The sequence below is a fragment of the Klebsiella variicola genome (assembly GCF_000828055.2).
Classification (GTDB): Bacteria; Pseudomonadota; Gammaproteobacteria; order Enterobacterales; family Enterobacteriaceae; genus Klebsiella; species Klebsiella variicola.
In genome coordinates, this window is the sequence record NZ_CP010523.2 from 24,856 (window position 1) to 37,427 (window position 12,572).

Annotated in this window: 15 protein-coding genes and 1 pseudogene; 9 read left to right on the plus strand and 7 right to left on the minus strand. The window is 59.2% G+C overall.

Annotated elements, in window-relative coordinates:
- Positions 1-66: 66 nt before the first annotated feature.
- The 4 genes from SP68_RS00115 to SP68_RS28030 all read right to left on the minus strand — a co-directional run bounded on the left by SP68_RS00115 (position 67) and on the right by SP68_RS28030 (position 2,244).
- Positions 67-900, minus strand: coding sequence for a DMT family transporter (locus tag SP68_RS00115; protein WP_019705396.1), 834 nt, complete (start codon positions 898-900; stop codon positions 67-69).
- Between the two features lie 67 nt (positions 901-967).
- Complete coding sequence (locus SP68_RS00120) at positions 968-1,414, minus strand: GNAT family N-acetyltransferase (RefSeq protein ID WP_002923294.1); 447 nt, start codon at positions 1,412-1,414, stop codon at positions 968-970.
- A 90-nt stretch (positions 1,415-1,504) separates the two neighbouring features.
- Positions 1,505-1,624 (minus strand): type I toxin-antitoxin system toxin TisB, encoded by a 120-nt coding sequence (gene tisB / locus SP68_RS00125; protein ID WP_004145059.1) that lies wholly within the window; start codon positions 1,622-1,624, stop codon positions 1,505-1,507.
- A gap of 452 nt (positions 1,625-2,076) precedes the next feature.
- The gene (locus SP68_RS28030) at positions 2,077-2,244 is read right to left on the minus strand and encodes a hypothetical protein (protein ID WP_004150272.1); all 168 of its coding nucleotides are present in this window, start codon (positions 2,242-2,244) and stop codon (positions 2,077-2,079) included.
- 12 nt (positions 2,245-2,256) lie between these two features.
- Here SP68_RS28030 and ivbL point away from each other — a divergent pair, with 12 nt between their 5' ends.
- The 7 genes from ivbL (at position 2,257) to uhpT (ending at position 9,556) form a co-directional block, all read left to right on the plus strand.
- A complete protein-coding gene (ivbL, locus tag SP68_RS25785; protein WP_002923286.1) occupies positions 2,257-2,352 on the plus strand; it encodes an ilvB operon leader peptide IvbL in 96 nt (31 codons plus the stop codon).
- Positions 2,353-2,456: 104 nt separating this feature from the next.
- Entirely contained in the window at positions 2,457-4,145 is a 1,689-nt protein-coding gene (ilvB, locus tag SP68_RS00130; protein WP_004173858.1) for an acetolactate synthase large subunit, read from the plus strand.
- Positions 4,146-4,148: 3 nt separating this feature from the next.
- Positions 4,149-4,436: an acetolactate synthase small subunit gene (ilvN, locus tag SP68_RS00135; protein ID WP_002923283.1), complete on the plus strand. Its 288-nt coding sequence runs from the start codon at positions 4,149-4,151 to the stop codon at positions 4,434-4,436.
- A gap of 150 nt (positions 4,437-4,586) precedes the next feature.
- Positions 4,587-5,180: a transcriptional regulator UhpA gene (uhpA, locus tag SP68_RS00140; protein ID WP_040969886.1), complete on the plus strand. Its 594-nt coding sequence runs from the start codon at positions 4,587-4,589 to the stop codon at positions 5,178-5,180.
- 17 nt (positions 5,181-5,197) lie between these two features.
- Complete coding sequence (gene uhpB, locus SP68_RS00145; protein WP_162500022.1) at positions 5,198-6,679, plus strand: signal transduction histidine-protein kinase/phosphatase UhpB; 1,482 nt, start codon at positions 5,198-5,200, stop codon at positions 6,677-6,679.
- 11 nt (positions 6,680-6,690) lie between these two features.
- On the plus strand, positions 6,691-8,019 hold the full coding sequence (uhpC, locus tag SP68_RS00150) for an MFS transporter (protein WP_022064560.1): 1,329 nt from the start codon (positions 6,691-6,693) through the stop codon (positions 8,017-8,019).
- 145 nt (positions 8,020-8,164) lie between these two features.
- Positions 8,165-9,556, plus strand: coding sequence for a hexose-6-phosphate:phosphate antiporter (gene uhpT / locus SP68_RS00155; RefSeq protein ID WP_004202242.1), 1,392 nt, complete (start codon positions 8,165-8,167; stop codon positions 9,554-9,556).
- 47 nt (positions 9,557-9,603) lie between these two features.
- Here the strand turns inward: uhpT and SP68_RS00160 are convergent, their stop codons facing one another.
- Complete coding sequence (locus tag SP68_RS00160; protein WP_022064559.1) at positions 9,604-10,509, minus strand: LysR family transcriptional regulator; 906 nt, start codon at positions 10,507-10,509, stop codon at positions 9,604-9,606.
- 105 nt (positions 10,510-10,614) lie between these two features.
- On the opposite strand from SP68_RS00160, the gene SP68_RS00165 reads away from it, so the two are divergent.
- The gene (locus tag SP68_RS00165) at positions 10,615-11,067 is read left to right on the plus strand and encodes a DUF1198 domain-containing protein (RefSeq protein WP_032691299.1); all 453 of its coding nucleotides are present in this window, start codon (positions 10,615-10,617) and stop codon (positions 11,065-11,067) included.
- A gap of 102 nt (positions 11,068-11,169) precedes the next feature.
- Positions 11,170-11,694, plus strand: a complete 525-nt coding sequence (locus SP68_RS00170; protein WP_040969881.1) for an SRPBCC family protein — start codon at positions 11,170-11,172, stop codon at positions 11,692-11,694.
- A gap of 98 nt (positions 11,695-11,792) precedes the next feature.
- On the opposite strand, the gene SP68_RS25790 is transcribed toward SP68_RS00170, so the two are convergent.
- Complete coding sequence (locus tag SP68_RS25790; protein WP_004173862.1) at positions 11,793-12,116, minus strand: helix-turn-helix domain-containing protein; 324 nt, start codon at positions 12,114-12,116, stop codon at positions 11,793-11,795.
- Positions 12,100-12,458: pseudogene (locus SP68_RS00175) on the minus strand (type II toxin-antitoxin system RelE/ParE family toxin). The gene SP68_RS25790 and the pseudogene SP68_RS00175 overlap by 17 nt, the downstream one beginning before the upstream one ends.
- Positions 12,459-12,572 lie beyond the last annotated feature (114 nt).

Here is a 12,572-nt window from a genome sequence, read left to right on the forward strand (position 1 = left end):
CGATTGTTGAGGGAATTCCAGGCAGATTATGTAAACAGGAACGGCAACTAATGTTGCCATCTCAGGCTACGCCAGGCGCAGGAGGATCGCCCCGGCGGCAATCCCGCAGGCGGCCACGATGCGCAGCGGCATCAGTTGCTCTTTCAGGACGATAAAGGCGATCAGCGCGCCGAAGAGAATGGAGGTTTCACGCAGCGCGGCGACCACCGCCAGCGGGGCCTGGGTCATCGCCCATAGCGCCAGGCCGTAGGAGCCCATGGTGCCGATCCCGCCGAGGATGCCTTTTTTCCAGTGCTGACGTAAATAACGACTGGCCTCACGCCGTCGCGCCACCATCGCCCAGCACAGCAGGCAGAAGCCGTTCATAAAAAAGGTCCACAGGGTGTAGCCCAGCGCCGAGCCCGCCAGCCGGACGCCGGTGCCGTCCACCAGCGTATAACCGGCGATAAAGCAGGCGTTGATCAGCGCCAGCACGATGCCTTTGCGCGAGCTGGCGCGGCCGTTAAAGGCCATCGCCAGAATCGCCAGGCAGATGACGCCGATACCCAGCCAGGCCAGCGGCGACAGACGATCGCCGAGGAACAGCACGCTTATCGCCGCCACCAGCAGCGGCGCAGTGCCGCGCATCAGCGGATAGGTCTGGCTCATATCCGATACCTGGTAGGTCTTCGCCACCAGCACCGTATACACCACCTGTAACGCGCACGACGCCAGCAGATAGGGGGCGCTGGCAAGCGCGGGCTGCGGGGCAAAGGGGAGCATCACCAGGGCGATCAGCGCGGCCGAGCCGCTGACGCCGATCGCCGCGTACATTTTATCGCCGCTGGCTTTGACGATAGCGTTCCAGCTGGCGTGCAGCAGGGCGGCGAACAGCAAAATGCAGAATACGGTGAGGGTCATCGCAGACAGGTTCAACAGTGAAGGTCACCGGAATGTAACACGCGCCCGCGCTGCCTGCCAGCGGGGGTTAAAGCGAACAAAACAGGCGATGCGTCACCCGCGGTTCATCGTACACCGGGCGAAAACCAAGCCTTTCATAAAAGGGCCAGGCCTGCGCCGGGGCATGGGTGTTGAGAAAGTCGAACCAGGCGCTGGAGTGGGTGATAACCGAGACCAGCAGCTGCTGGCCGATGCCCCGGCGACGGTAGCGTTCGCTGATGTAGAGGTGGCGAATGCGCCCGGCCCGCGGCTGCGGACTGAAGGGATCGCTATTGATGCCGCATACCCCTACCAGCTGGTGGTTGACGAAGGCGCCCAGCAGCGTTTCGCCCGGCGCGTTAAAGCGGTTTTTGCCGCTCTGCCAGTTTTCCGCCAGGCGGCGCAGCATATTGAAATGCTGTTCAAGGCTTTCAATTCGTAGCGCCGCGAACCCCGGGGCATCCGGCGTCGTGGCGGCAATTAACAGGGGTGGCATAGCATCCTCCATCAAGTCATCCCGGGACGCCCGGCGGGCGCCTGCAGGGGGGCGGTTTCCCGCCCCCCTCAGGTGCGACTTGAACCTGAATCAGCGGAACTGTTTCAGGACTGCATCAAGTAGTTGCAACACAGCAACCATGAGTTTCAGGATCAAAATAATAATATCCATTCCGCCCATACGCGCGTCTCCTGTGGTTAAGGAGCACAATAAGCTGACGTACCTTTCCGCTGCCCGTTGCCAGCTTATCCCTGCCTGTCGCCGGCGGCGTCTGCCCTGGCCGATAGTTCGTCCTTTCCATGAACGGCTTCCCGGCCCGCCGCCTGCAACGACAGGGGTGCGCAGCGCTGAGCCACGCGTTGCCGCGCGGGCCAGTGACTGCACGTTGTTGACGTAACACAGTGTGCTCTCTCGGGGTTAAGGCACTGACGGCACCACCCGTTTCAGCCAGGACTTCGTTGCGCCGGTCAAACTTGCGGCCCCCGAATGGCACAAAGTGAACACACCCAGTATAGATAAATACTGTATGGATGAACAGTATTTTTTGGACAAATCCGCCCCTCTCATCCATACTCTATGACAGAGAAAAACCGACCTTAAATTGCGCGAACTGCAGCGATCGCGTATACTTTTGGCGTTGACGTAATACAGTGTGCTTGCGGCTACCACCTGTAACCATGCTGATAAAAACCTCGCTCCGGCGGGGTTTTTTGTTTTCTGTCCTTTTGCGCCGAACTGTGATCTTTCGCGCAAATTTTCGTGGATGAAAATAAATCCATTGTGAAAACGTAAAACCTGTGTTTGTATAAATTCAGCTTATTTTTCGACATAACAGGTCCCTAATGAACGCAACCCTGATCGCTTCGACCCTACTAAAAACCGCGCCAGCCGCGGTGGTCGTCGTGTCTGTGGTGGTCGTCGTCGGCAATGCGCCGTAGGGTCCGGAACAACACGAATTCCAAACCCCGCCGGCGCAAACCGAGCGGGGTTTTTTGTTGGCGAGCCCCCCGGTAAAGTCGGCCCAGAAGAAAAGGACTGGAGCATGGCAAGTTCGGGCACCACATCAAACACAATGCGCTTTACCGGCGCGCAGCTGGTTGTTCATTTACTGGAGCGCCAGGGTATCACTATGGTCAGCGGCATTCCGGGCGGCTCCATCCTGCCTATCTACGATGCCTTAAGCCAGAGCACGCAGATCCGCCACATCCTGGCGCGCCATGAGCAGGGCGCGGGCTTTATCGCCCAGGGGATGGCGCGTACCGAAGGCAAGCCGGCGGTCTGTATGGCCTGCAGCGGCCCGGGGGCGACGAACCTGGTGACGGCGATCGCCGATGCCCGCCTGGATTCGATTCCGCTGGTCTGCATCACCGGCCAGGTACCGGCCTCGATGATCGGTACCGACGCCTTCCAGGAAGTGGACACCTACGGCATCTCTATCCCCATCACCAAACATAACTATCTGGTGCGCGACATTGCCGAGCTGCCGCAGGTGATCAGCGACGCCTTCCGTATTGCCCAGTCCGGACGTCCCGGGCCGGTGTGGATAGACATTCCTAAGGACGTGCAGTCGGCGACCATTGAGCTGGAAGCGCTGCCTGAGCCTGGCGAGCGCGCCCCGGCACCGGCATTCGCGCCTGAAAGCGTGCGTGAAGCGGCGGCAATGATCAACGCGGCGAAACGCCCGGTACTGTATCTGGGCGGCGGGGTGATTAACGCGCCGCAGGCGATCCGTGAGCTGGCGGAAAAAGCCAACCTGCCGACCACCATGACCTTAATGGCGCTGGGCATGCTGCCGAAGGCGCACCCGCTGTCGCTGGGGATGCTGGGGATGCACGGCGCGCGCAGCACCAACTTCATTCTGCAGGAGGCGGATTTACTGATTGTTTTAGGCGCCCGTTTTGATGACCGGGCGATTGGCAAGACCGAGCAGTTCTGCCCGAACGCGAAGATTATCCACGTCGATATCGACCGCGCCGAACTGGGCAAAATTAAGCAACCGCACGTGGCGATTCAGGGCGATGTGGCGGAAGTCTTAGCCCAGCTGAACCCGCAGATTGAGGCGCAGCCGCGCGAGGAATGGCGCCAGCTGGTGGCCGACTTGCAGCGCGAATTCCCCTGCGCCATCCCGCAGGAAAGCGACCCGCTCTCCCATTACGGCCTGATTAACGCCGTGGCCGCCTGCGTGGATGATGAAGCGATCATCACTACCGACGTTGGCCAGCACCAGATGTGGACGGCGCAGGCCTACCCGCTCAATCGTCCGCGCCAGTGGCTGACCTCCGGCGGCCTCGGCACCATGGGCTTCGGCCTGCCGGCAGCCATCGGTGCGGCGCTGGCGAATCCGCAGCGCAAGGTTATCTGCTTCTCCGGCGACGGCAGCCTGATGATGAATATTCAGGAGATGGCCACCGCCGCCGAAAATCAGCTGGATGTAAAAATTATCCTGCTGAACAACGAAGCGCTGGGGCTGGTGCATCAGCAGCAGAGCCTGTTCTATCAGCAGGGCGTTTTTGCCGCCACCTATCCGGGGATGATTAACTTTATGCAGATTGCCGCCGGTTTTGGCCTGCAAACCTGTGATTTAAATAATGAAGTCGATCCGCAGGCGGCGCTGCAGGCGATCATCGACCGTCCGGGGCCGGCGCTGATCCACGTGCGCATCGACGCACAGCAGAAAGTGTATCCGATGGTACCGCCGGGTGCGGCCAATACTGAAATGGTGGGGGAATAAGCCATGCAAAAACAATGTGATAACGTCATTCTGGAACTCACCGTCCGCAACCATCCCGGCGTCATGACCCACGTGTGCGGGCTTTTTGCCCGTCGCGCGTTTAACGTCGAAGGCATTCTCTGTCTGCCAATTCAGGGCAGCGAACACAGCCGCATCTGGCTCCTGGTAAATGATGACCAGCGACTGGGGCAGATGATTAGCCAGATTGAAAAGCTGGAAGATGTCACCAAAGTGGCGCGTAACCAGTCCGATCCTACCATGTTTAACAAAATTGCGGTGTTCTTCGAATAGCGCTCAAGGCTTGAACAGCCACGCGCTTATCGCTAAGGTAAGCGCCTTTGCCGGATGACGCTGCGCTTATCCGGCCTACAGGCAGTGAATCCGTAGGCCGGATAAGGCGTTTACGCCGCCATCCGGCGTTTTCAGGCACCAGGACACACCATGACCACCATCGCCCTTATTGACGATCATTTGATTGTCCGCTCCGGCTTTTCTCAGCTGCTGGGGCTGGAAGCTGATTTTCAGGTTGTCGCCGAATTTGGTAGCGGCCGCGAGGCGCTGACGGGGCTACCGGGGCGCGGCGTGCAGGTCTGTATCTGCGATATCTCCATGCCGGATATTTCCGGGCTGGAGCTGCTCAGCCAGCTGCCGAAGGGGATGGCGACCATCATGCTGTCGGTACACGATAGCCCGGCGCTGATCGAGCAAGCGTTGAACGCCGGCGCGCGCGGCTTCCTGTCGAAACGCTGCAGCCCCGATGAACTTATCGCCGCGGTACGCACGGTGGCGGCGGGCGGTTGCTATCTCACGCCGGATATCGCCATGAAGCTGGCCGCCGGGCGCCAGGATCCGCTCACCAAACGCGAGCGTCAGGTGGCGGAAAAGCTGGCGCAGGGCATGGCGGTGAAAGAGATTGCCGCCGAGCTCGGTCTGTCGCCGAAAACCGTCCACGTACACCGCGCCAACCTGCTGGAAAAGCTGGGCGTCAGCAACGACGTTGAGCTGGCGCGCCGCATGTTCGATAGCTGGCAATGAAGGCCGTCGTCTCACGATTGCTGTCGGTCATCGGCTGCGCCTTTATCTTCGCGGCCGCCTGGTTCTGCCTGTGGAGCATCAGTCTGCATCTGGTGGAACGCGCGGATTTAGCGGTGCTGCTGTTTCCCTTTGGCCTGCGGCTGGGGTTAATGCTGCAATGCCCCCGCGGCTACTGGCCAGTGCTGCTGGGAACCGAGTGGCTGCTTATCCTCTGGCTGGCGCAGGAGGTGGCGCTGGCGCACCCGATAATTTTGATGACCGGAAGCCTGCTGACTCTGCTGCCGGTGGCGTTGATCTCGCGCTACCGGCAGCAGCGCGACTGGCTGACGCTGTTGCGTCAGGGCGGGGCGTTAATGGCCGCCGCGCTGCTGCAATCGCTGCCGTGGCTGGCGGAGGGGGACGAGGGGCTTAACGCCCTGCTGTTGACGCTGACCGGCGGCCTGACGCTGGCGCCGACCTGCCTGGTTTTCTGGCACTATCTTACCAGCACCGTCTGGCGGCCGCTGGGGCCGGCGCTGGTGGCGCAGCCGGTTAACTGGCGCGGGCGGCATCTGATCTGGTATCTGCTGTTATTCACCATTAGCCTGTGGCTGCAGCTTGGCCTGCCCGCCGAGCTCTCCCGCTTTACCCCGTTTTGTCTGGCGCTGCCGATTATCGCCCTCGCCTGGCACTACGGCTGGCAGGGCGCGCTGATCGCCACCCTGATGAACGCTATCGCCTTGATTGCCAGCCAGACCTGGCACGATCACCCGGTCGATTTATTGCTTTCCCTGCTGGCACAGAGCCTCACCGGGCTGCTGTTGGGGGCGGGGATCCAGCGGCTACGCGAGCTGAACCAGTCATTACAAAGCGAGCTGGCGCGTAATCGTCGGCTGGCGGAACGCCTGCTGGAGACCGAAGAGAGCGTGCGGCGAGACGTCGCCCGCGAGCTCCATGATGATATCGGCCAGACTATCACGGCAATTCGCACCCAGGCGGGGATCGTGCAACGGCTGGCGCCGAATAACGCCAGCGTGCGCCAGAGCGGCCAGCTGATAGAACAGCTGTCGCTGGGAGTTTACGACTCGGTGCGTAGACTGCTAGGCCGTCTGCGTCCGCGTCAGCTCGACGACCTGCCGCTGGAGCAGGCAGTACGTTCGTTGATGCGCGAGATGGAGCTGGAGGACCGCGGCATTGTCAGCCATCTCGACTGGCGGATTAACGAGGCGGGACTGAGCGAGAACCAGCGTGTGACGCTGTTTCGCGTTTGCCAGGAGGGGCTGAATAATATCGTCAAGCACGCCAGCGCCAGCGCTGTTACCCTGCAGGGCTGGCAGCAGGATGAGCGACTAATGCTGGTGCTGGAAGATGACGGTTGCGGCCTGCCGCCGGGGTCGAATCTGCAGGGGTTCGGCCTGACCGGCATGCGCGAACGTGTGACCGCGCTGGGCGGTACGTTAACTATCTCCTGCACACACGGTACCCGCGTGTGCGTCAATCTACCGCTGCGTTACGCCTGAGAGGAGCGCCGATGTTTGCCTTTTTAAAAGCGCCGCCGGACGCCGCGCCAGTTAGCGATAAACGCGAGCTGGACGAGCGTTATCGTTACTGGCGTCGACATATTCTGCTCACCATCTGGCTTGGCTACGCGCTGTTTTATTTCACCCGCAAAAGCTTTAATGCCGCGGTGCCTGAAATTCTTGCCAGCAATGTGCTGACTCGTAGCGATATTGGCCTGCTGGCCACGCTGTTCTATATCACGTACGGGCTGTCGAAATTTTTCTCCGGTATCGTCAGCGACCGCTCCGACGCCCGCTATTTTATGGGCCTGGGGCTTATCGCTACCGGGGTGGTGAATATTCTGTTCGGTTTTTCCACCTCGCTGTGGGCTTTTGCGCTGCTGTGGGCGTTGAATGCCTTCTTCCAGGGCTGGGGCTCTCCGGTCTGCGCCCGGCTGCTGACGGCCTGGTATTCGCGGACCGAACGCGGCGGCTGGTGGGCGCTATGGAATACCGCGCATAACGTCGGCGGCGCGCTGATCCCGATGGTGGTGGGGGCGGCGGCGCTGCACTACGGCTGGCGTGCAGGGATGACGATTGCCGGCTGTCTGGCGATCCTCGCCGGGCTGTATCTGTGCTGGCGGCTGCGCGATCGCCCGCAGGCGGTGGGGTTACCCGCCGTGGGCGACTGGCGTCACGATGCGCTGGAAATCGCCCAGCAGCAGGAGGGGGCCGGGCTGACGCGCAAAGCGATCCTGACCCGCTACGTGCTGGCCAATCCCTATATCTGGCTGCTGTCGCTGTGCTATGTGCTGGTGTACGTGGTGCGGGCGGCGATTAACGACTGGGGTAATCTGTATATGTCGGAGACGCTCGGCGTCGATCTGGTGACCGCTAACTCGGCGGTGACCATGTTTGAGCTGGGCGGTTTTATCGGCGCGCTGGTGGCGGGCTGGGGCTCGGATAAGCTGTTTAACGGCAACCGTGGGCCGATGAACCTGATCTTCGCCGCCGGAATTTTGCTGTCGGTTGGCGGCCTGTGGCTGATGCCCTTCGCCAGCTATGTCATGCAGGCGGCCTGCTTCTTCACCACCGGGTTCTTCGTCTTCGGCCCGCAAATGCTGATCGGCATGGCGGCGGCGGAATGTTCGCATAAAGAAGCCGCCGGGGCGGCAACCGGGTTTGTCGGCCTGTTCGCTTATCTTGGCGCCTCGCTTTCCGGCTGGCCGCTGGCGCAGGTGATGGATATCTGGCACTGGACCGGATTCTTCGCGGTGATTGCGATTGCCGCCGGCATTTCCGCGCTGCTGCTGCTGCCGTTTTTAAACGCGCAGGCGCCGCGTACCGCCAGCGAAGCGTGATGTAGCTCACCCTTTGGCCGCGAACGGAGCAAAACTAAGAAATTTTCCCGGTTTCACCTGGACGCCGTCTCAGGCCAGACGGCGCGCTGGTTTTTACAATGCCTGGTTATGACGCAGGCATAAAAAATCAGCTCAGGAGATACCCATGCTGGCCTTTCTGAATCAGGTGCGCAAGCCGACCCTGGATCTGCCGCTCGATGTGCGGCGCAAAATGTGGTTCAAACCTTTCATGCAGTCCTATCTGGTGGTCTTCATTGGCTACCTGACCATGTACCTGATCCGCAAGAACTTTAACATCGCGCAGAATGACATGATCTCCACCTATGGGTTGAGCATGACGCAGCTGGGGATGATTGGCCTGGGCTTCTCCATCACCTACGGCGTGGGCAAGACGCTCGTGTCTTATTATGCCGACGGTAAAAACACCAAGCAGTTCCTGCCGTTTATGCTGATCCTCTCCGCCATCTGTATGCTGGGCTTTAGCGCCAGCATGGGCGCGGGCTCCACCAGCTTGTTCCTGATGATCGCCTTCTATGCGCTGAGCGGCTTCTTCCAGAGCACCGGCGGCTCGTGCAGCTATTCCACCATCACCAAGTGGACGCCCAGACGCAAACGCGGCACCTTCCTCGGCTTCTGGAATATCTCCCACAACCTCGGCGGCGCGGGCGCGGCGGGCGTGGCGCTGTTTGGCGCCAACTATCTGTTCGACGGCCATGTGATCGGCATGTTTATCTTCCCGTCGATTATTGCGCTGATCGTCGGCTTTATTGGCCTGCGCTACGGTAGCGACTCGCCGGAATCCTATGGCCTCGGCACGGCGGAAGAGCTGTTTGGCGAAGCGATCAGCGAAGAGGACAAAGAGACCGAAGAAAATGCGATGACCAAGTGGCAGATCTTTGTTGAATACGTGCTGAAAAACAAAGTGATCTGGCTGCTGTGCTTCTCCAACATCTTCCTCTACGTGGTGCGTATCGGTATCGATCAGTGGTCCACCGTGTATGCCTTCCAGGAGCTGAAGCTGTCTAAAGAGGTGGCGATTCAGGGCTTTACCCTGTTTGAGGTCGGCGCGCTGGTCGGCACGCTGCTGTGGGGCTGGTTGTCGGATCTGGCCAACGGCCGCCGCGCGCTGGTGGCTTGCATCGCGCTGGCGCTGATTATCGCCACCCTCGGGGTTTACCAACACGCCAGCAACCAGTACGTCTATCTGGCCTCGCTGTTTGCGCTGGGCTTCCTGGTGTTTGGTCCGCAGTTGTTGATCGGCGTCGCCGCCGTCGGCTTTGTGCCGAAAAAAGCGATCGGCGCCGCCGATGGGATCAAGGGCACTTTCGCCTATCTGATTGGCGATAGCTTCGCCAAGCTGGGTCTCGGGATGATCGCCGACGGCACGCCGGTCTTCGGCCTGACCGGCTGGGCCGGCACCTTTGCGGCGCTGGACGCCGCCGCCATCGGCTGTATCTGCCTGATGGCCATCGTGGCTATCTTTGAAGAGCGTAAAATTCGCCGCGAGAAAAAGAACCGTATTTTGCAGACTGCCTGATTTACCAGGTATTTGGTAACCTTGCCCGGCCATTGCGCCGGGCTTTTTTATTGTTCTTGCTGGCTGGATTGCAGGAGTAGCTCCCGCAGCCACTGCTGCGCCGGGTCATGATGGTTACGCTCGTGCCAGGCCATGCTTTTGGTGAAACCCGGGATCGTCAGCGGCGGTGGGGCTATTTTCATGCCGCTGGCTCTTTTCGCCAGTCGGCGCGGTACCACGGCGATCATGTCGCTCACCGCCAGTATTTCCGGCAACACCAGGAAACTGCTCACCGACAATCCCACCCGCCGGGTTCGACCAAGCGCCGCCAGCGCGTCGTCGGTCACGCCGCGAAAGCTATCGCCCTGCCATGAAACCAGCACATGTTCCAGCGCACAGAAGCGGTCGAGCGTCAGCGGCTGGCTGGCCTGCGGATGGTCTTCGCGCATCAGACAGACATAGTCTTCCTGATACAGCGCCCGGCTGTGCAGCGCCGGCGGCGTATCGTGGGGCGTCAATAGCGCAATATCCACTTCACCACGTTCGGACTGTGCCAGCAGCGTGGCCGGTGATTCGGGAATGATGCGCACGCGGATACCCGGCGCCAGTGGCTTCAGCGCGGCGATAAATGGCACGATCACTGCTTTCAACGCATAATCCGTCGCGGCGATGGTCCAGGTAAAATTGGCTTCCAGCGGCTCGAAGATGGCGGGTTGCAGCAGGGTTTCAGCATCGATCAGCAGCTGCTTTACCGGAGCCGCCAGCGCCTGAGCGCGCAGCGTCGGCACCATACCGTGCGGGGCGCGGATAAACAGCGGGTCATTAAAGGCGTCGCGCAGGCGGGTGAGCATGCCGCTGACCGCCGGCTGGGTGAGCGCCAGCCGCGCTGCCGCCCGGGTGACGCTGCGCTCATCGAGCAGCGCATCCAGGGCTTTCAGCAGGTTGAGATCGAGGTTTCTGATATCAGATTTCATGATAGCTATCCGCAAACGCGATAAGTCACATTATGGTATGCCCGGTAGTCGACAGCAGGCAAATTCCCATTATGATAGTGAGGCTGCGATTGGATGAGAGGATGCATGATCTGGATAGGACTGGCCACCCTGGTAGTGGTATTTGTTGTGGGATTTCGGGTGCTTACCTCTGATTCACGCCGCGCGATTCGTCGCCTGAGCGAACGCCTTGGCATAACGCCTGTTCCGCTGGAATCGATGATCGATCAGTTGGGAAAAACCGCCGGTAATGAGTATTTGCGCTACCTGGAGCGGCCGAATGAAGCGCATCTGCAGAACGCCGCACAGGTACTGCTGATCTGGCAGACCGCTATCGTCGATGCCAGCGAAAAAAACCTGCATTACTGGTATCGCCTGATGCAAAAAGCGCGTTTAGCGGCGCCGATTACCGACGCGCAAATTCGTCTTGCGCAAGGGTTTCTGCGCGAGCTGGATCCGGATGCAAGCGATTTGCATAACCTACAGCAGCGTTATAACGCGCTGTTTCTGCCGGAAGACGGCGTGCACTGGCTGCACTGATATCATAATTGCTTATGTGTATTATCAAGGATGGTGATTCGATTTATATCACTCACCGACGCATGATTAACCTCGTTAAAACAATCGTTCACGAGGTTAATCATGAAACAGCCCCTGCTGCAAAGCGCCATCGTCTGGCCGGAAGAGTATCTGCCAGGCACGACCGACAATTTTGCCTCTAATGAAATTATCGTCAGCGGCCTGACGGCAGCTCAGATATGGGCGCAGCTCGATGACACCACGCTGTGGCCGGGCTATTACGGCAACGTTGCCGATATCCATTTCCATGACGGCAGCGGCCCGACCCTCAGCGCCAACGCCCGTTTCCGCTTCAGCACCTTCGGCTTCCCGATTGAGGCGCAGATTACAGAGTATGTACCTCCCGCTGCCGGGCAGGCGGCGCGCGTAGCCTGGCACGGCTGGGCGGAAGGGGATGCAACGACGCGTCTTGATGTGATCCACGCGTGGCTATTTGAAGATTTGCCCGGCGGGCGCGTACGTATCCTCACCCAGGAGTCGCAAAAAGGCGTTCCGGCGCAGGAGTTGGCGCGTACCTTGCCCAATCCGATGATTAACGGTCACCAGGAGTGGATCTGCGGGCTGGTAAAATCGGCTCGCGGCGAGTAAATCCGAGTGCCGGATGGCGGCTGCGCCTTATCCGGCCTACGGTTTACGCACTCGTCCCTTGTAGGCCGGATAAGCGTAAGCGCCATCCGGCAGAATAACTACAGTAGGATTTTCAGGCCGTGTTTTTGTACGACGCTAAGCAATTTTAATGACATTCCGCTCGGTCGTTTAGCGCCAGTCTCCCATTTTTGCACGGTAGACACACTGGTATTCAGATAACGAGCGAACACGGGTTGGCTAACATTGAGTTGTTCACGTAGCGCTTTAATTTCAATGGGTTGAAGTGCGGCTACGCTACCGAGACATGATTCATCAAAATGGCGCATTGTTTCCTGTGGGATTGCGCCAACGCTGAATAGCCCCGACGCAGCGCTATGGATCGCTTCGAAAGCCGGGCTTTTGTATTTATTTTTTGCTGTCATCGCAAATCTCCACCAGTTCTTTACTTTTAACTAAGGCCGTCGTTTTCTCTTCAGAGAGATTGGCATAGTGTTTTGCTAACTCACGAAACCCCATTAATTCGCGATGGTTGATATTGGCCATATCCTGTTTGGCATATAGAAAGGTATAAAACCAATACCCTGCGCTTTTGGTAAGGATGATTGCGCGATCGCGATTCTTGTTGAGTCGCTTTTTATAAACCCCCCTCCTAAATCAAACACCTTGCCCTGAAGCGCAGATTGAATTGCCTGATAGAGCTCGTTGTCGGAAATGCCATGAGAGCTAGCCTCTCTGGCAAACCATTTGGTTTTAAAGATACGCATTGCTGACATCCTGTCGTTAAAAGTATAGCACATGGTGCTATATTAAATTCTCCTGAGATTTGTAAAAGCGATAGCAAGCATCGTTTTTTTAAACATGCGAACAGCTACGCATCC

Bases quoted from the DNA above. Each gene is read 5' to 3' on its own strand.
- uhpT (WP_004202242.1), top strand. From the start codon at position 8,165: ATGCTGGCCTTTCTGAATCAGGTGCGCAAGCCGACCCTGGATCTGCCG.
- SP68_RS00170 (WP_040969881.1), top strand. From the start codon at position 11,170: ATGAAACAGCCCCTGCTGCAAAGCGCCATCGTCTGGCCGGAAGAGTAT.
- SP68_RS28030 (WP_004150272.1), bottom strand. From the start codon at position 2,244: ATGTCGAAAAATAAGCTGAATTTATACAAACACAGGTTTTACGTTTTC.
- ilvN (WP_002923283.1), top strand. From the start codon at position 4,149: ATGCAAAAACAATGTGATAACGTCATTCTGGAACTCACCGTCCGCAAC.
- ivbL (WP_002923286.1), top strand. From the start codon at position 2,257: ATGAACGCAACCCTGATCGCTTCGACCCTACTAAAAACCGCGCCAGCC.
- uhpA (WP_040969886.1), top strand. From the start codon at position 4,587: ATGACCACCATCGCCCTTATTGACGATCATTTGATTGTCCGCTCCGGC.
- SP68_RS00160 (WP_022064559.1), bottom strand. From the start codon at position 10,509: ATGAAATCTGATATCAGAAACCTCGATCTCAACCTGCTGAAAGCCCTG.
- SP68_RS00165 (WP_032691299.1), top strand. From the start codon at position 10,615: ATGATCTGGATAGGACTGGCCACCCTGGTAGTGGTATTTGTTGTGGGA.
- ilvB (WP_004173858.1), top strand. From the start codon at position 2,457: ATGGCAAGTTCGGGCACCACATCAAACACAATGCGCTTTACCGGCGCG.
- SP68_RS00120 (WP_002923294.1), bottom strand. From the start codon at position 1,414: ATGCCACCCCTGTTAATTGCCGCCACGACGCCGGATGCCCCGGGGTTC.
- SP68_RS00115 (WP_019705396.1), bottom strand. From the start codon at position 900: ATGACCCTCACCGTATTCTGCATTTTGCTGTTCGCCGCCCTGCTGCAC.
- uhpC (WP_022064560.1), top strand. From the start codon at position 6,691: ATGTTTGCCTTTTTAAAAGCGCCGCCGGACGCCGCGCCAGTTAGCGAT.
- SP68_RS25790 (WP_004173862.1), bottom strand. From the start codon at position 12,116: ATGACAGCAAAAAATAAATACAAAAGCCCGGCTTTCGAAGCGATCCAT.